Source organism: Paracrocinitomix mangrovi (assembly GCF_019740355.2).
Classification (GTDB): Bacteria; Bacteroidota; Bacteroidia; order Flavobacteriales_D; family Crocinitomicaceae; genus Paracrocinitomix; species Paracrocinitomix mangrovi.
Map to the genome: position 1 here is coordinate 222512 of NZ_CP091819.1, position 17372 is coordinate 239883.

The following is a 17372-nucleotide window of genomic DNA, read 5'->3' on the forward strand; positions in this document are numbered from 1 at the left end:
TTAAAAATCGATATCAAAGTCTTCTACTGAAATTTGGATTGGACTCCCTGCCGAACCTATTGCTCCTGGAGATCCCGGAACTCCGGCTGTTCCATCTTCAGGTGTAGATTGACCTTCTAATGGTTTTCCTGCATCTCCTGCTTTACCACCATTTCCGGCTTCACCTGCTGCTCCTCCTATGTTTTGAAAAAATATTTTTTGTTGAATTTCTGCTGCATTTGGATGGATAAAAACATAAAGATTTCCTCCATTACCTCCGTTTCCTCCATTACCTCCAGCACCGCCATCTCCGCCGTTTCCGGGTTCTTTGGTTTTGTCGTCTTTTTGCTCCCCATCTTTTCCATCTCCTCCGTTGCCACCATCACCGCCATTTCCTCCAATGCCGCCGTCACAGTACACTTTAATAGGGAAGGAAAGGTTTTTATATCTGTAGTAATAAAGTTGTCCACTTGATACATCCATTACTCTTATTTTGTAATATCCATTTGATTCATCCTTGTAGATGTGTATTGAAAGATCGTGGCCGTTATTGCCATTTTCACCATTTGCTCCAGGATCACCATCTTTTCCATGTCTAAAAAATAAGGCAGTTCCACCTTTGCTTCCATCTTCTCCTTCTTTTCCGCTATCTCCGTTAAATTTCATCAATAAATCTCCTTGATAATTAAATGGGATGGCTGTTTTAGTCTCAAAATGTTGTTCTTTTTTATCGTAAATGGCTTTTACGAATATCGAATCACTTCCAAAATTTTGAGGATAACCATCTACAATGACAGATGTTCCGGATTTTGTGTGTGGTGCATCAACTTCTATTTGAACGTCAGATTTACTGCTGATATCAAGTTCTTTACCCGTGTCAAAAGTCATAATTACTTTCAACTTAAATGTTTGTCCGTAATTTATTTGAGCATTTTCAGCAGGGACGACCTTAATTCCTGTGGGTTTACCGTATTTTTTATTAATACCACACGAAGCAAAGGCTAAGATGAATATCAATAATTGAAGCGTATAAAAAGTCGATTTTTTAAACATGCTTTCAAAATTAAAATAAAAGCAATGGTCAACGAAAAATTATAGAGAATTAGTTAAATTCGTGCCCGGTGTGCCAAAAGGCAAATCAATTAAATTCAGAAAAATTAGAACATTATGTCATACGATATTATTGTAGTAGGTAGCGGTCCTGGAGGATATGTAGCTGCCATCAGAGCTTCACAATTAGGTTTAAAAACAGCTGTTGTTGAAAAAGCAGAATTGGGAGGGATTTGTTTGAATTGGGGATGTATTCCTACAAAGGCTTTATTGAAAAGTGCCAATGTATTTGATTACATCAATCATGCAGAAGACTATGGTATTAAAGTAAAAGATGCTAGTGCAGATTTTGGAGCTATTGTTACAAGAAGTAGAGGAGTAGCCGATAAAATGTCAAAGGGTGTTCAATTTTTAATGAAGAAAAATAAAATTGATGTTTTGGCAGGAACAGGTAAAGTAAAGCCTGGTAAAAAAGTTGACGTAACTGATGATAAAGGTAAAACTACAGAGTACAGTGCATCTAAAGGAATTATTTTAGCTACTGGAGCTCGTTCAAGAGTATTGCCTTCATTGCCACAAGATGGTAAAAAGATTATTGGATACCGTGAAGCTTTGGTTTTAGACAAATTGCCAAAATCAATGGTAGTTGTTGGATCAGGAGCTATTGGAGTTGAGTTTGCTTATTTCTATAAATCAATGGGTGTAGATGTGACTATCGTTGAGTACATGCCTACAATTGTTCCTGTTGAGGATGAAGAAGTATCAAAACAATTAGAAAGATCATTCAAAAAACAAGGAATTAACATCATGGTTGGTTCTTCTGTTGAATCTGTAGATACAAAAGGAAAGAATTGCAAAGTAAAAGTTAAAACCAAAAAAGGTGAAGAAACTTTAGAGTGTGATATAGTACTTTCTGCCGTTGGTATTGAAACCAACCTTGAAGGAATTGGATTAGAAGAAGTAGGAATCGCTACAGACAAAGGAAAAGTATTGGTAAATGATTATTACCAAACAAATATCCCAGGATATTACGCTATTGGAGATATTACAGCAGGTCCTGCTTTGGCACACGTTGCTTCGGCTGAAGGAATTATTTGCGTTGAGAAAATTGCAGGAATGCATGTTGAGCCGTTAGACTACGGAAACATCCCGGGATGTACTTATTGTTCACCTGAAGTTGCATCTGTAGGAATGACAGAAGCTCAAGCAAAAGAAGCTGGATACGAAATTAAAGTTGGTAAATTCCCATTCTCAGCTTCAGGAAAAGCATCTGCTTCTGGAGCAAATGACGGATTTATTAAGTTGATTTTTGACGCTAAATATGGCGAGTTACTTGGAGGACACATGATTGGAATGAATGTAACTGAAATGATTGCGGAGATTGTTGCAATCAGAAAGTTAGAAACTACCGGTCATGAGTTAATCAAAACTGTTCACCCACATCCGACATTGTCTGAGGCAGTGATGGAAGCGGCGGCTGCAGCATATGATGAAGTAATTCATTTGTAATATTGAGCTCAATCAGTTAACTTCGTGGCTAACTAGTTATCAGTAGATTAGTGATTATGGCCGAGAAGGACGAATTACAAGTAGACGATATATTAAAAACCAATCGAAGACTCAATGAGCAGGTTAAGGAATTAACCCAGCAAAATGAGTCTTTGCTTGAGACTATTCGAGAGCTTGAAGGTGACATCAAAGAGCTTCAGAAGAAATCAGGTAATGGTAAAACCTCTGTTAAAAAGAAAGGGATTACCGTTATGTATATCTCTTTTGGGGGATTTAAATCTATTCAAGAAGGTGAATCTACTGATGATCTATATGACTTGCTTGACGAAATTTACATCAAGTTTGATGAGATTGCTGATAAGCATAAATTAGAGCGCATCAAATCTATTGGTGATGATTATATCTGCGCCGGTGGAATTACAGAGAAAAGAAGCACAAACCCTATTGATATCTGCCTGGCCGCGCTAAAGATGAAAGCGTATTTGCAAGAGTTAAAAGCTGCAAAGTTTACAGAAGGAGATGGGTTTTGGAATGTGAAGATTGGAATTCATTCCGGAAATGGAATGGTGGAAGAGGAGAAGAGTAGAAGAAAGAAAGCCACATTCAATTTAACCGGTGAAGTAATCAATACTGTACCAAGAGTAGCTTCATTATGTGAAGCAGGTGAAATAGTAATATCAGACTACACATACGAAATTGTTAAAGGATACTTTAGTTGTGAATATACAGGAGACTTGCCTGTAAAGTACCGTGGAAACATGGGCTTGTATCAATTAAAACGCATCAAAAGAATTTATTCAGAAGATCGTAAAGAAGGTATCAAACCAAACGCAGATTTTACGCTAAAATATCACCTTAAAGAATTCAATGATATTGAAGAAAAGGTGATTGATTTCTTGATTAAAAATTTACCGGGACATCTTTTCTATCACGATTATACACATACCATTGACGTGGTAAATCAAGCTGAATTAATCGGGTATGGAGAAGGAGTTTCTGACCATCAAATTTTGTTGCTTAAAACAGCAGCATTGTTCCATGATACCGGGCACACCATTGAATCAAATGGTCATGAAGAACATTCATGTACAATTGCTAGAGAATGGTTAACAGAATACAATTATTCTGAAGAGCAGATAAGTGAGATTTGTAATATTATAATGGCCACCAAAATGCCTCCAAATCCTCAGACGCTTTTACAAAGAATTATCTGTGATTCAGATTTGGATTATTTGGGAAGAACTGATTTTATTCCTACCTCTAACGCACTGTACAAAGAGTTGGAAGCAATTGGTGTAATGAATGATATCAATGAATGGAACAAGCTTCAAATTAAATTCCTTTCAGGGCATCAGTTTTACACTGCTACCTCTAGAAGATTGAGAGAAGTAAACAAGCAAAGTCAAATTGATAGAATTCAGAAACTGGTTGTGGAAGAAGGTGAATAGTATTTAATTTTTGTTCCTTTTGTCCTTGCCAATTTTTACTTGATAATCATCTATATTTCCAATGATCTTAATGTTGATGAAAGCCACTTTTTTCTCAGGATCCAAGTACTCAATTTCATCTACCTGATCTTTATCTACTTCTTCTTCATTTTTACCAAAAAGTCCTTTCCAGCCAGCTTTTGCAACCAAACTCAAAGGAACTCGCACATAATATTCCATATTCATGTCCATGTCTTGAGTACCTGCAATTTGCATAAAGCCTAAAGATGAATTGATGGTCATATTTGGAATATTGATTATACCATTTGTGTAATCAAAATGGTTTTGCAATGTATCAAACAATACATTATCCAAGTTCTTATCTCCAAAATAGGGAGTAAGTGTTTCCAGCGTTTTATAATTCACCAATCTCCCATTCACAATCAAAACATCCATATGAATCTCTGAATCATCCAATATTGGAATCATATCAGCATGCATGTGAATTTTACCAGTGATATCTGCTGTGATTTTACCATGAAGATTCTCTGATACCAGGTGATCCTGCCCAAAATTTTCAAACTTGAATAGCAATTTGTCCAGGTCAACGCCTTTCAATTTCATTTTAGGACTGAAGTAAATCTTCTCTTTGTCTGAACCATTAAAGTAGCCGGATAGATAAATAGTTCCTCCTGCAGCATCTGTTTTTAAAGTATCTACATAGATGTAATGCTCAGGATTTGTTCGAAGTCTAGCATGTAAATTGTGAAATAAATACCTGTGATAATTCAAGTCATCAATATCTAAATCAATGGTCATATCTGTAAAAGGCAATTCATAGATGTTAAATACATTTTCATGATCTTCAGGCTTTTCAGCTAATTGAGAAGGAGATTTGTTGTAATTGAAAAGTTCATCAAAATCGAGTCGTTTTGCTTTGATTCCGAAATGATTGTCTCGTTTTTTAATGCTTTCGTCATCTCCTAAATAGTAGTTTAAATCCACTGTAAATTCACTTCTTCCAATTTTTCCACTCATTTCCTGAATCATCAGGTGTTCATCCTCAAAGTGCAGACGCCCATTAAAATTCTCAAATTTCATTGGATGCATTTTCATTTTCGCAGCTACATGATCAAAGTAAAAATCTGCAGATTTAAAGCCGTCATTAAAGTGAATTAGTACATCACCATGTAATTTCATGTTGGACAACTCTTCGTGTCTGTAATCTTCTGGCACATAATTTTCTCCTTTATATGAAAAGAGATCTTTCAATTCCAAATGAGAAGACGTAAGATCAAATTCTATCTCTGTATCACCTTTTGGATGTTTTTGCAGCCATCTTTCATATTGTAAGAGTTTACCATTGAAATGAAAGTCTGTTTTGTCAATCATACCGGAAAAATCAATGACTTTAAAGCTACTGTCTTCAATAAAGAAGTCACAATGAAAATCATGGAAAGTATGAGGGTAATGTTCTAGTTTAGCGTATAAATTTTCAATAAAAAACTCCCCAACAGGTAGGTTAGGGGACTCAGTAAATGCTTTAGCAGAACTAATGAATTTAAAATTCATACTTAAATCATCAATCACTTCATCTACAAAGTCTTCATCCTTTGCATCTTTTTTGGTTAATTGACGAATGTTTAATGTATCAGATTTAATGGTCAAATCAGAAATTACTTTATCGTCTGTATGATGAATAATTGCGGGCAAATCTGAAATGTGCCCTACAATACTCAAATCTGAGCTTCCAACAGCCAAATCAAAATGCTCAATAGCAGCTTGATTTCCTTCAACTATAATTTTTGTGTCTAATTTTTTGAGAGGAAGATGAAAAGCTGATGATCTAAATGCCAAGTTGGAAATGTTGATTTCAGAATAATAGGCTTCATTCATTTTTTCAATACTCCTTTCAGGTCTGGATAAATCAATAATATCATGAAACTTCATGTGTAGATTCACTTTACCTGATAAGTTTTCGAAACTGGTTTCATTGATGAATTTTGCCAGGAAGTCCAAATCAAAATCTGAATCTAAACTCATTTCAATATTGGGTGATTCAAAGTTTTTAACTTTCAAATTGGCTTTAAAAGTTCCAGCTTCCGGTCTGGCAGTAAAGTCTTGTAAGGCAAATTCCATATTGCTTAAGTCATTTCCGCCACTGTTGCTGAAGTAACCTGTAAAGTTTAACTGATCTATTTTTTTGTGATTGACCTTGTTGTCAAAGTATGCATCCTCACAACCAAATGTCATATAAACAAAAGGAATTTGACCATTTAGTGTAGGTCCAGAAATCTGTGCATCAAAAAATATCCTACCCGCATTTTCATATCTGGCTAAAACAGGTTCTAATTCTTCAGGTGCAAAAGCTAAAAAGAGATCAAAGTTCTTTTTTTCTCCATAAATGGCTAGGGTGACATTAAAATCATCATTGATATCCACCATACCTTCTCCATTAAATTTGGCATGTTCCAATTCTAGCTCTGAAGGGTTAATGTATAACATCTCATCTGCTTTTGTGTAATCAATATCCAGATGTGTATTGATATGCTTATGCTTGAAAAAGCTGGTGTCTCCAGAGTTGATTACATTCATTTCCATCTTTGAGTCAACAAAGGCATGGATTTTTTCTTCATTTGTTTGAAAACTCATGGTGGCCTCATCTACAAAGGCTTCTACCATTAAACCAGTGGCTTCATTGTATTTATAGATATCTATATCATATAGATCAATTTCTTTCAGGTGAATGTGAAATTCTTCAGAAGCATCCTCAATTTCTTTTTGCTGAGAAAGGGCTTTTGTGAGATTTAAATCTCCATTTTCATCCTGAACAACATGGATAAAGCCTTTTTTAAGTTCAATTAATTTGATATCATAACTACCCGACAGTAGTGTCCAGATATCAAATCCAACATATAAATCTTCCACTTCAACTATGGGATCTTTATTGCTGTCTTTGTCTTCGTAAATTTTAACGTTGTCTAGATCAATGGAAATGTAAGGGAAGTTTTCAAAAGGAGATACATGACTATCTTCTATCTCAATTTTACCAACAAAATCTTCGTTTAAATCTGAAATCAGCTCTTGAACTATAGCATCTTGCTTGATGTAAACAATTAATACAACTGTGAAGAACAGTAGAATAGGGGCTAGGATTAACCAAATGATTAACCTTTTCCAAAATTTTCTTCTTTTTAAAAAGTTGAATTTCATTTAAAAGTGAGCTTCCGTAAACTTAATTATTTAGTTCGACTTGCTCAACTTTGTTTTTCAACAAAAATCAGAACCTATAGTTGGCTCCAATGCCTAATTCATAAGTAGTATATCCTCTAAATTTCTTATAAAATTCACTGTACTGCATATGGGAGTAATGAAAGCTTAATTCAGCAAACAAACCAATTTTTTCAGTGATGTTTAATTTACCACCTACATTCAGGTCAATTCCGTATCTGATATTATTGGCAAAATCACTACTTAGTCCAATTTTGGTAACTGTACCAGTTTCTTTGTAAACGTATTTGTTTCTCATTTTTACCTCAATGCTGGGTCCTGCCGAGAAATACAAATGATCTAAATCATATCTGAATAAAACCGGAATTCCAAGTGAGTAGCTATGCAAAGCAATGTCACCGCCGGTAGAAGTAATTCCTTTATTCACTGTGCCTCTATCAAACCAATACAAACCTGTTTCTAAACCGTAAGGAGACTCTCCAACTTCATAGATGTATTGAGCACCAAAATTGAAAGTAAAACGAGGGTCATATACAACAGATCCCGAGAGTTCGTCAGGTGAATTCCAATAATTGGTTACTCCAGGTAAAAGCTTAATTCCTCCAATGTGTTGTTGTGCACTCACGAGATTAGTTAACGTCAATGCAAAACTTAGGATAGTAATTCTAATCATAAGTGGACTGGTTTTAAGCAAGGTAATCAAAAACTAAGCCACAAAAAAATCCCCCGAACAAAGTCCGAGGGATTCATTTTTATTAAGAGATCAAAATTACTTGATCACCAATTTTTGAGCGCTTTGAGATCCATCAACAGTAATTACTACTTGATAGATTCCAGCTTCTAATGAAGCTACGTCAATAGTTTTGTTTGATACTCCATTAGCAACTACTTGTCCAGCCATGTTGTAAATAGCAACAACTGCATTAGGAGCAGCATTAATTACTATTTGCTCATCAGCAGGGTTAGGGTAGATGTTCATGTCAATTGTATTAGTTACGATAGAAGCGTTTCCAACAACTACCATATCAGCACCTGTTCTAGGGTTGATTTTGTACTCAGAGTAAGTGTATGAAATAATTCCTGTTACATCATAGTAGTTACCTAAAGTAGCTGAGTTGTCAAAACAGTCATCATCAGCATTTAAGTCACCAGAACCGTCATTCATTGTCCATAAACCGAATCCGGCATTGTCAACTGTACATTCAGCAGCTTCAACAGTTACCATTACAGACTCATAATCTTCCATAGAAGCAGCTTGAGCTGAAGTTATAACAACTGGGTTAATAGCTACAGTAGGAGTTCCGTGGTTTGTGAAAGCCGAGATTGAAACTAATCTTGTCATGTCAAAGTTCTCTTCAACAACACCGGTAACTTCAACACTATCACCAACGTTAGGAGTGTTTGTTCCATCAACGATCATCAATCCATTCCAAGCACCATCTGCATCTTGCATAAAGTAACCGTCTCCTGAATCACCTCCAGAAGCCAATGAAGTAACAACACCATGTAAGTTTACAGTGTTTCCATCTTCAGGTGAATCTGCAGGATTAGCAGTTGAATATTGTACATCATAAATTGACAAAGTTGGAACAACAGTCATTCCTTCTTGAATTAAAACATTGTCAATTTGATACTCTTGAGCCGAGCTAGCAGCTGATTGGTATCTAAAAGCAATATATACTGTAGATGAAGATGCAACAGAAGTTAAATCAATATCTCCTGAGTTTACATCTGTATAACCATCACCACTTCCTGGAGATAAGTTCCATCCTGTTAATTGAGTCCAATCACCCATATTGATTGCTCCACCACCATAAGTAGATGAAACATATACTTCCAAATCCGGACCATCAAAGTTTCCAGAAGTGTTTTGGAAAGATAAATAAGGATTAGTTGCTGATTGTCCGCTCAAATCAATAACTGGAGAAATCATCCATACATCAGACGCATCAGGGTAATTGTTGATTTCAGCAAAGTTATCACCACTGAAAGTATCCCAATACCAATCGTGTGTTCCTTGTGAACCTACAGTGAATACCTGTGTCCAGGCATTGTTTCCTGTTAATGAACCTCCTTCAAAATCATCAGAGAAGTAGGTTTGAGAGTTAGCTGTTACCACTAAGGTACAAGCTGATAAAAGTGTAAAAAGTTTCTTCATAATTGTGTGTTTTTATTCCGAATTCAAAATTAAGGGGTTAAATATTCTTTTTATGTTAACCTTTTATTAAAATATTATCAAGTTCCCAAGTACTACCTGTAGATGCCGTGCCCTGGTATCTAAAAGCAATATGTACTGTTGAACCTGCATAAGCCGATAAATCAATGTCTCCTGAATTTACAAATACCCAGCTTCCTCCAGACCAGATAGCACTTCCGCTTAAATCTGTCCAAGTGGCTGATCCCGGATCACCGGAAACATAATTGGTAGAAATATGAACTTCCAAGGCCGGACCTGAGTAATTGTAAGCATTATCAAAACTCAATGATGGAGTAGAACCTGAAGGCAAATCAATTGCTGGCGAAATTAACCAAGAATCTGTTGCATCATTTCCGCTTCCATTATAATTTGAAATTTGTACATATGGATTTGGAGCTCCACCTGCTGAACTTGTTTCCCATACTGCAGCAGTAGGCGAGATAACGTCATAGGTAGTCCATCCTCCTGAATTTACTTCATCATCATTGAAGTCTTTATTGTGAAGCAAACCATTAAATCTGGCTCCATTCATATCAATCTCATTGTATGATCTGATGTACAATTGAACTTCACCGTTAAAATGACTTACAATACAAATGATTGAACCGCTACCTTGTGCTACTTGTTGATCTGCAAAACTTGCATAACCACTAGTTCTTACAACAACAGTGTTTCCGTTCTGATCTTCTAACAATACATCTTTACTTTGAGGATTGTTGTCATCTGCAATGGCATAAGTTTCATCTAATTGCCAACTTACAAACTGAACATTTTCAATTTTTATCAATTCTGATTCCTTAGCAGCAGTGATTTGATCAATCGATACAACTTCCGGATCTAAATGATTTTGAGTTGAAATTTTTACAACATTCCAGTCTACGTTAACTGAATCTAATTGCATTACGCCACTGTATTGATTAATGTAGCATCCTTTTAAAGCAATTCTAACTGAATCACCAGCATAGATTCCGCCACTGTTCAATAATCTAACATTGATAGCTCTTGTATGATCTTGTAGATATACATTTTTATAAATGTTTCCATCATTTTCATCCATGGTCACAACTCCGTATAAATCCATTTCTGTATCTATACTCATAGGACCATTAGCCATGAAAATATCTACAAGGCTGTCAATAGTTACATTTACTCCTTCTCCAGGATATTCAATAGGTGGCGTATCGTACTTTTTACATGAAGCCGTAGCCAAAACAATTCCGGATAAAATCAAAAGTTTTTTCATCATGGTAGTTTATCCTGTTACAATAATATCATCTAATTCCCAAGTACTTCCATCAGAAGCTGATCCAACATATTTAAAGGCAACGTAAACACTTGTACCTGTATATGCTGATAAATCAATGTCTCCTGAATTTGCCCATGCCCAGCCTCCGCTAGACCAAGTTGCAGATGAAGTAATATCTGTCCAAGTAGCTAAACTTGGATCACCTGAACCTGAATAGTCTGAAGAAACCAATACTGCTAAAGCATCTCCCGCATAGTTATAGGCATTGTTGAAGTTTAATACTGCTCCGGTTGAACTACTCAAATCCATTCCAGGAGAAATCAACCAGTTTTCACAAGCATCATTTGAACTTCCATTCCAGTTACTGATAACAGCATATGGAGTGGAAGCACCACCAGCCATACTCGTAGTCCAGTTAACTCCAGGACCGCTCACTTGAACAGTAATCCATCCTCCTGAGTTAATATCATCATCATCAAAGTTTTTATTGATTAATTGTCCGGCACATCTTTCATTATCTAAAGTAAGTTCAGGCAATGAACGAATCAATAATTGAATATCTGTGTTGTATCTTCCTACAATCGCAACAATACTTCCATTTCCTTGTTTTACAATTTGGTTTGCATAGCTTGCAAAACCTGATGTTCTAACAATGATTGTATTACCGTCACAATCTTCTAAAATGCGGTTTTCAGAAGCCTGATTGATAGCATCTGAGTATGTTTCAGTAAGTTCAACTGCAGTGAATTGTACATTATCAATTCTAATTAACATTCCTTCATCTGCTAATGTAACTTCAGAGATTGTTTTAACCGTTGGAGCCATGTAGTTTCCAGCTGATTGTTTAATGATCATTGCATCAGGATCAATTGAATCTAACTGAATTGTTCCTGCATATTCACTTAAATATGCTCCATGTAAAGAAACACGTACTGAATCACCAACAGCGAAATCACTTCCTGCAGACAATCTCATTTGAATTCCGGCTGTGTGATCTTGTAAGTAAAGATTCTTGTACAAATTACCTTCAGATTCATCCATTGTGATGATTCCATAAACATGTAATGAGTCTGTAATTGAAACTCCGTTAGGAGAAACAGCAGCTTGCATTTGTCTCAATGAATCAACAGTTACTGCTTTTGACTGATTTAATAAATTCTCTGGTGGAGAATCCGGTTCTTTTTCACAAGCAACTGCTAGTGCTAAAATGGATGTGATTAATAATAGTTTTCTCATTGTAGTACTTTTAAAATCTTAGTGTAGCCATTACAAAATAGTTCAGCCCCATCATGTAAGACACTCTTGGAGGGAACTTGTTTACATTGGTTTTGTCAAATCTTAATTGCTCAAATCCGCCCGAAACAAAACTTGTATTGTTTGTAAGGTTGGTAATGTTTCCGAATAGGCTTAAGAAGTAGTCTCCAATTTTGAAAGACTTACCTCCAATAATATTTAAGTTATATCCGTTTTCTAATCTTGTTTGATCAATTGTTTGACTCCATTGAGGATCAGAAGTTGTGAATGTTTCAACTGCAGATTCTGTTCTTCTGTCCGGTGAAGGATCTAAGTAGATATCCATAAAATAGTTGAAGTTTACTCCTACGAACCAATAGTTTTTACCAGAGTATTTCAATCCTACTGAAGCAGCAGATTGCGGCATTCCTCCAATTTTATAGTTTCTTAAATAAACTGTCTTGTTTGAGTCAATCAACTCAGCTGAGTTATCTCTATAAACATTGGCAATAGGTCTTGAATTATAAAGGTGTTGACCCCAAGCTGCTACTGCATTTGCAGATAATCCTCCTACAATGTTACCATCTACTCCAAACTCAATTCCTTGATGGAAATAATCTACATCTTCCATCACGTAGTTTACAAAAGTTCTGTATTCATCATGATAAAAACTTCTAGACCAAACAGCATCTTTACGCTCCATATAATAGTATGTCAATCGCATTTTTAATTTAGGGTAGCTTAAGATGTAATTGATATCTCCTGTATAAATGGTTTCATTTTTAGGATTGTTAACTGTAAAATCTCTTGTTCTTGGTGAGATATAAATAGCTCTTGACATTGGCGCTTCAGTTAAGTAGGCAGCATTAGCTGTCACAAATTGTCTTCCTGAAATTTTATAAGTAACTCCTGATTTCGCAGCATAATTAAAGAAGTTAAGTACTTCTGATTTACCTAAAGAGTTATCAAGGAATCTTCCATTTTGATAAACACCTTCTCTGTAAAAGAATTGATCAGATAATTCTAAAGCTGCATAAACATCCACTTTTTTAAACTTCCATTCAGCTTGACCAAACACAGTAGATTCATGATTGTGCATGTAATAATTCCATCCAAAATCATCACCAACCCCAACTAATCTATTTGTTGTTGCCACGTTATTTTGAGCAGCAAGTGGATCTAAGAAATCTTGTTCAGCAAATTGGTCAACATCTACCCAGTAATCAGCTCCTAACAAATCAGAGATTGTTTTGTAGACGTGATTTCTTTGATATTGATGGTAAATACCTGCGGTAATGTGCATTTTATCAATTTGCTTGTTAAATACACTGGCAATAGTGATAGACAATTCATTGTCCCACTGATTTTCCATAATGTATTTAGCTCTCTTACCTGACACGTCATTTCCGGCAATTCCGTTGGCGTCAGTTTGCGTAAATAAGTTGTTGTCATTTGCATGATATAGCTGTCCCCAGTTAATTTGGGTATAATCTGTATTTCCGCTTTCCCATCTTTCTTTCCACAAATCTCCCTGAGCAGAATCATTTAAAGCATACCAATACGAAGGCAATTTTCTATAATAATCAGGTCTAGGGTCTTGGGCATCATACCAGTTTAATCTTTCTCTCGCACTTTTTCCAAAAGATGCTAAAACAGATGTTTTTAAATTCGTTTTATCATCAATGTTCCATTCGTGGTTCAAAGTAATGATTGGAACATGTTCCTTTGCGATATTGGCATTTCTTTTAATTGAATCGCCATTGGCTAACGTTTGCCAACCCCATTGTGTATTGTGATAATTGTTTCCTGTTAATTGGTACACTTCATCAAAAAAGATATTAGATCTACCTCTTTCTCTGGCTGCACCCATTACCGAAAGGTTTAATGTATGTTTATCATTGATTTTCTTTTTTGCAGCAAAGAAATAACTCGCCGCATTATAGAATGTTCCCTCTATATAACCTTCTCCGGCATATCTCGCAGATACTGATCCTGAAAAAGCCCAACCATTTGACATCATTCCGGTTCCATAAGTAACCATTAATCTGTGTCTATAAGCTCTGTTAGCATTTGCATAAGAAATTCTCCATCCTTTTCTTATTGAAGTGGCAGACGCATCAATATTTGAATAACCACCAATTCCACCAAAGTGGTATGGGTTAGATGTTAACCATTTTTTTGTTTCTGCATATCTGGTAACATCATTTAATCCTCCCCATTTGTAAAATTGACTCCAACCATTATCTAAATTCCCGGTAGGAATTCCGTTAACCATGATAACTGTTTTGTCACCATTGTAACCTCTGATTCTAAATCTGGCAGCAAAAAAGTTAAAACCGGCAGTTGAAGCAAATACATCTCTTGATGATTGCAACAATCCTGAAATGTTTCCGGATGTATTATTAGGATCAATATCTTCTAAGGTAGAAACAAAAACAGGCGTATTATCATTAAGGGAATCCTCAATTGTATTAACCTTTGTTGTATCGTCCTGAGCAAGGACAGGAATACTTAGCAAGCCACTGAAGGCGAGTAGGATTAAGTTTTTCATCATAGTGTAAGTGTACTATTGTTTGCCAAATCTTCCGATTTTCGGCGGTCCAAAGCTACGAACTTTTCAATGAATAGAATTGGTTTAACAATGAAATTTAACAACGATATCATGACTTATTAACAATCCGTTTACATCATTTTGGCCTGTATTTTGATTTCTTTTGAATAAATTTGCCTGCACAATACTACACTGCTTTATGAGAAAACTTAACTTTCTAATCGTACTGATAGCTGCTAATTTGCTGATTTCTAACGCGGCTACAGCTCAAAATCAAAAGAAATCATACCAGATTGCTTGCGTTGGTTTTTACAACCTTGAAAATCTTTTTGACTATTGGGATGATACTTTGATTCGAGATGAAGAGTATTTGCCGGATGGTGCAAAAGGTTGGGATTCTACCAGATATGTTACCAAATTAGAGCATATGTCTAGAGTGATCAGTGAAATTGGAACAAAGTATACGCCAGATGGAGCTGCAGTTTTAGGAGTTTGTGAGGTTGAGAATAAAGGAGTGTTGGAAGATTTGGTAAACATGCCTTCTATTAAGGATAGAAATTACAAAATCGTGCATTATGATTCGCCAGATGCAAGGGGAGTTGATGTGGGATTATTATATCAAGAGAAATATTTTAAGGTAAAAAACAGTACAAAATATCCTTTAAACTTTCAAGATGATGACGGCAAAGTAAGACATACCAGAGATCAGTTAGTGGTGACAGGAGAAATGCAAGGAGAAGATGTTTCTATTATTGTTTGTCACTGGCCTTCAAGATGGGGAGGACAAAAAGCATCAGAACCAAGAAGAGTTGAAGCTGCAAAAGTTAGTAGAAGAATTATCGATTCATTACAGACACTTAATGCGGATTCAAAAATCATCTTAATGGGCGATTTAAATGATGATCCTGTAAATGTTTCAATGACTGAATATGTTCGTGCAAAGGGAAAGAAAGGTAAATTGAAAAAAGGAGATTTGTACAATACAATGTGGGATCATTATAAAAAAGGTAACGGTACTTTGGCTTACAGAGATGCATGGAACCTTTTTGATCAAATTGTAATTACCCAGCCATTTTTAAAAGAAGATGCTACTAAATACATTCTTCATGTAGCAGAAGTATACAGCCAACCTTATATGATTCAACAAGAGGGACAATATGCTGGATATCCATTAAGAACACATGCCGGAGGTAAGTGGACCAACGGATATTCTGATCACTTTCCTTCTTACATCATTTTGAAGAAATACGCTAATTAAACATGAAGACGCTTTTCTATAGCTTCTTTTTATCTGGATTAATCCTTTCTTGTGGGACACAAAAGATTGCTGATTATAAAAGCAATAGCGTTGAAATTGACAGTACTGCTGCTGAAAGTGATTTGGATTCAATGATCAATCCATATCGCCTTTCAATGGAAGAAGAAATGAATAAAGTGATTGGATTTGCGGGAAATGCCCTGGAAAAATTCGCGCCTGAATCACCTCTTGGAAATTTTGCTGCTGATGCGGCGTATGAAGCCGGTTTGGAATATGGTTTGAAAACCACAGATATTGGTTCAGATAAACTTAAAAAATCTCTGTGCTTATTGAATTTTGGAGGTCTAAGAGCTCCGATAAATAAAGGATCAATTACAGTTGGAAACATATATGAATTAATGCCTTTTGATAATATCGTTACCCTTGTTCAAATAAGCGGGGATAAAATGAAAGAATTGTGTGATTACCTATATGAACACAACGGTCAACCGGTATCTAATGCCACATTTGATCTAAAGAATGATGATTATAAAGTGACAATTGGTGGAGAACCTTATCGCTTTGACGAAGATGTTGTAATCATTACATCAGACTATTTAGCTAGTGGAGGAGATCATATGGATTTTTTCAAAGAGCCAATTAAAAAATGGGATTCAGGCATCTTTTTAAGAGATGTTTTTATTGATTATGTGAAAGTGAAAAGGGATTTGGGAGACTATCCTAATGAAGGGAGAATGAAAATTACAAAAGAGTAGTGGAAAGAAGACAATTTATAACACGTTTAGCTTGCGGTACAGTTGGATTGATTGCTTTGCCTTCTTTTGCTGCGGGTAACAAGGAGAATAAATTGACGATTCTGCATACAAACGACACACATAGCCATATTGATCCATTTCCCTCAAATCATAAAAAGTATCCGGGTAAAGGAGGAGTCAATCGCAGAAAAGCGTTGATTGACAAGATTAGAAAAGAAGAAAAGCAGGTGTTATTGTTAGATGCCGGCGATATTTTTCAAGGAACTCCATATTTCAATATGCATCACGGAGAGTTGGAATTTAAAGTAATGTCTGCAATGGGTTATGATGCCGCTACAATGGGGAATCACGACTTTGATGCCGGAATTGATGGTTTTAAAGAGATGTTGCCACATGCAGATTTTCCTTTCTTATGTGCAAACTACGATTTTGACAATACTGTTTTAAAAGGGCATACGAAACCTTATCAGGTTTTTCAGAAAGGGCCAATTAAAATTGGAGTTTTTGGAGTAGGAGTAGAGTTGGATGGATTGGTTTCTAAATCAATGTACAAGGATACGGTTTACCAGGATCCAATTGAAAAAGCAAATTACTGGGCAGCTCATTTAAAGAATGAAGAAAAGTGTGATTTGGTAGTTTGCTTGTCACACTTAGGATATTTTCCACGCTTAAATAAAATGTGTGATAAAGTATTGGCAGATTCAACTGAGAATATTGATTTGATCATTGGAGGACATACACATACTTTTATGCAAGAACCTGAAATGCGTAAGAATAAGGCAAAAAAATCTGTTCTTGTAAATCAAGTAGGTTGGGCTGGATTGATTCTTGGAAGAATAGACTTCTATTTTGATACAAAAGGAAATCCTGATGTATGGGCAAGTAATGTGTTAAGTACACAATATGAGATAGCTTAAATCAACCTTTTCATAGCAA

12 protein-coding genes are annotated in these 17372 nt (G+C 35.7%); 5 read left to right on the forward strand and 7 right to left on the reverse strand.

The annotated features are described in order from the left end of the window. Positions 1–1032: a hypothetical protein gene (locus K6119_RS00980; protein ID WP_221834426.1), complete on the reverse strand. Its 1032-nt coding sequence runs from the start codon at positions 1030–1032 to the stop codon at positions 1–3. 114 nt (positions 1033–1146) lie between these two features. Between K6119_RS00980 and lpdA the strand changes: the two genes are divergently transcribed. Both lpdA and K6119_RS00990 read left to right on the forward strand, forming a co-directional pair. After that, complete coding sequence (gene lpdA / locus K6119_RS00985; protein WP_221834425.1) at positions 1147–2538, forward strand: dihydrolipoyl dehydrogenase; 1392 nt, start codon at positions 1147–1149, stop codon at positions 2536–2538. Positions 2539–2594: 56 nt separating this feature from the next. Next, complete coding sequence (locus K6119_RS00990) at positions 2595–3986, forward strand: adenylate/guanylate cyclase domain-containing protein (RefSeq protein WP_221834424.1); 1392 nt, start codon at positions 2595–2597, stop codon at positions 3984–3986. 3 nt (positions 3987–3989) lie between these two features. Here K6119_RS00990 and K6119_RS00995 read toward each other — a convergent pair whose 3' ends face one another. The 6 genes from K6119_RS00995 to K6119_RS01020 all read right to left on the reverse strand — a co-directional run bounded on the left by K6119_RS00995 (position 3990) and on the right by K6119_RS01020 (position 14426). Continuing rightward, positions 3990–7178, reverse strand: a complete 3189-nt coding sequence (locus K6119_RS00995) for an AsmA family protein (RefSeq protein WP_221834423.1) — start codon at positions 7176–7178, stop codon at positions 3990–3992. Positions 7179–7245: 67 nt separating this feature from the next. Next, positions 7246–7869 carry an outer membrane beta-barrel protein gene (locus K6119_RS01000; protein WP_221834422.1) on the reverse strand — a complete coding sequence of 208 codons (624 nt, stop codon included), beginning with the start codon at positions 7867–7869 and terminating at the stop codon, positions 7246–7248. Positions 7870–7965: 96 nt separating this feature from the next. Beyond that, on the reverse strand, positions 7966–9354 hold the full coding sequence (locus K6119_RS01005) for a T9SS-dependent choice-of-anchor J family protein (RefSeq protein WP_221834421.1): 1389 nt from the start codon (positions 9352–9354) through the stop codon (positions 7966–7968). A 55-nt stretch (positions 9355–9409) separates the two neighbouring features. Next, complete coding sequence (locus K6119_RS01010) at positions 9410–10636, reverse strand: DUF5689 domain-containing protein (RefSeq protein ID WP_221834420.1); 1227 nt, start codon at positions 10634–10636, stop codon at positions 9410–9412. A 9-nt stretch (positions 10637–10645) separates the two neighbouring features. Beyond that, positions 10646–11875, reverse strand: a complete 1230-nt coding sequence (locus K6119_RS01015) for a DUF5689 domain-containing protein (protein WP_221834419.1) — start codon at positions 11873–11875, stop codon at positions 10646–10648. 10 nt (positions 11876–11885) lie between these two features. Next, on the reverse strand, positions 11886–14426 hold the full coding sequence (locus K6119_RS01020; protein ID WP_237828069.1) for a Plug domain-containing protein: 2541 nt from the start codon (positions 14424–14426) through the stop codon (positions 11886–11888). A 196-nt stretch (positions 14427–14622) separates the two neighbouring features. Here K6119_RS01020 and K6119_RS01025 point away from each other — a divergent pair, with 196 nt between their 5' ends. The 3 genes from K6119_RS01025 to K6119_RS01035 are packed head-to-tail and all read left to right on the forward strand — an operon-like array spanning position 14623 to position 17353. After that, on the forward strand, positions 14623–15681 hold the full coding sequence (locus tag K6119_RS01025) for an endonuclease/exonuclease/phosphatase family protein (protein WP_221834417.1): 1059 nt from the start codon (positions 14623–14625) through the stop codon (positions 15679–15681). 2 nt (positions 15682–15683) lie between these two features. Continuing rightward, positions 15684–16436, forward strand: a complete 753-nt coding sequence (locus K6119_RS01030) for a 5'-nucleotidase C-terminal domain-containing protein (protein WP_221834416.1) — start codon at positions 15684–15686, stop codon at positions 16434–16436. Further along, complete coding sequence (locus tag K6119_RS01035; RefSeq protein ID WP_221834415.1) at positions 16436–17353, forward strand: bifunctional metallophosphatase/5'-nucleotidase; 918 nt, start codon at positions 16436–16438, stop codon at positions 17351–17353. Before K6119_RS01030 ends, K6119_RS01035 begins: the two co-directional genes overlap by 1 nt. The last annotated feature ends 19 nt before the right edge of the window (positions 17354–17372 follow it).

Bases quoted from the DNA above. Each gene is read 5' to 3' on its own strand.
- K6119_RS01010 (WP_221834420.1), bottom strand. From the start codon at position 10,636: ATGAAAAAACTTTTGATTTTATCCGGAATTGTTTTGGCTACGGCTTCA.
- K6119_RS01005 (WP_221834421.1), bottom strand. From the start codon at position 9,354: ATGAAGAAACTTTTTACACTTTTATCAGCTTGTACCTTAGTGGTAACA.
- K6119_RS01020 (WP_237828069.1), bottom strand. From the start codon at position 14,426: ATGATGAAAAACTTAATCCTACTCGCCTTCAGTGGCTTGCTAAGTATT.
- K6119_RS00990 (WP_221834424.1), top strand. From the start codon at position 2,595: ATGGCCGAGAAGGACGAATTACAAGTAGACGATATATTAAAAACCAAT.
- K6119_RS01030 (WP_221834416.1), top strand. From the start codon at position 15,684: ATGAAGACGCTTTTCTATAGCTTCTTTTTATCTGGATTAATCCTTTCT.
- K6119_RS00995 (WP_221834423.1), bottom strand. From the start codon at position 7,178: ATGAAATTCAACTTTTTAAAAAGAAGAAAATTTTGGAAAAGGTTAATC.
- K6119_RS01000 (WP_221834422.1), bottom strand. From the start codon at position 7,869: ATGATTAGAATTACTATCCTAAGTTTTGCATTGACGTTAACTAATCTC.
- K6119_RS01015 (WP_221834419.1), bottom strand. From the start codon at position 11,875: ATGAGAAAACTATTATTAATCACATCCATTTTAGCACTAGCAGTTGCT.
- K6119_RS00980 (WP_221834426.1), bottom strand. From the start codon at position 1,032: ATGTTTAAAAAATCGACTTTTTATACGCTTCAATTATTGATATTCATC.
- K6119_RS01025 (WP_221834417.1), top strand. From the start codon at position 14,623: ATGAGAAAACTTAACTTTCTAATCGTACTGATAGCTGCTAATTTGCTG.
- lpdA (WP_221834425.1), top strand. From the start codon at position 1,147: ATGTCATACGATATTATTGTAGTAGGTAGCGGTCCTGGAGGATATGTA.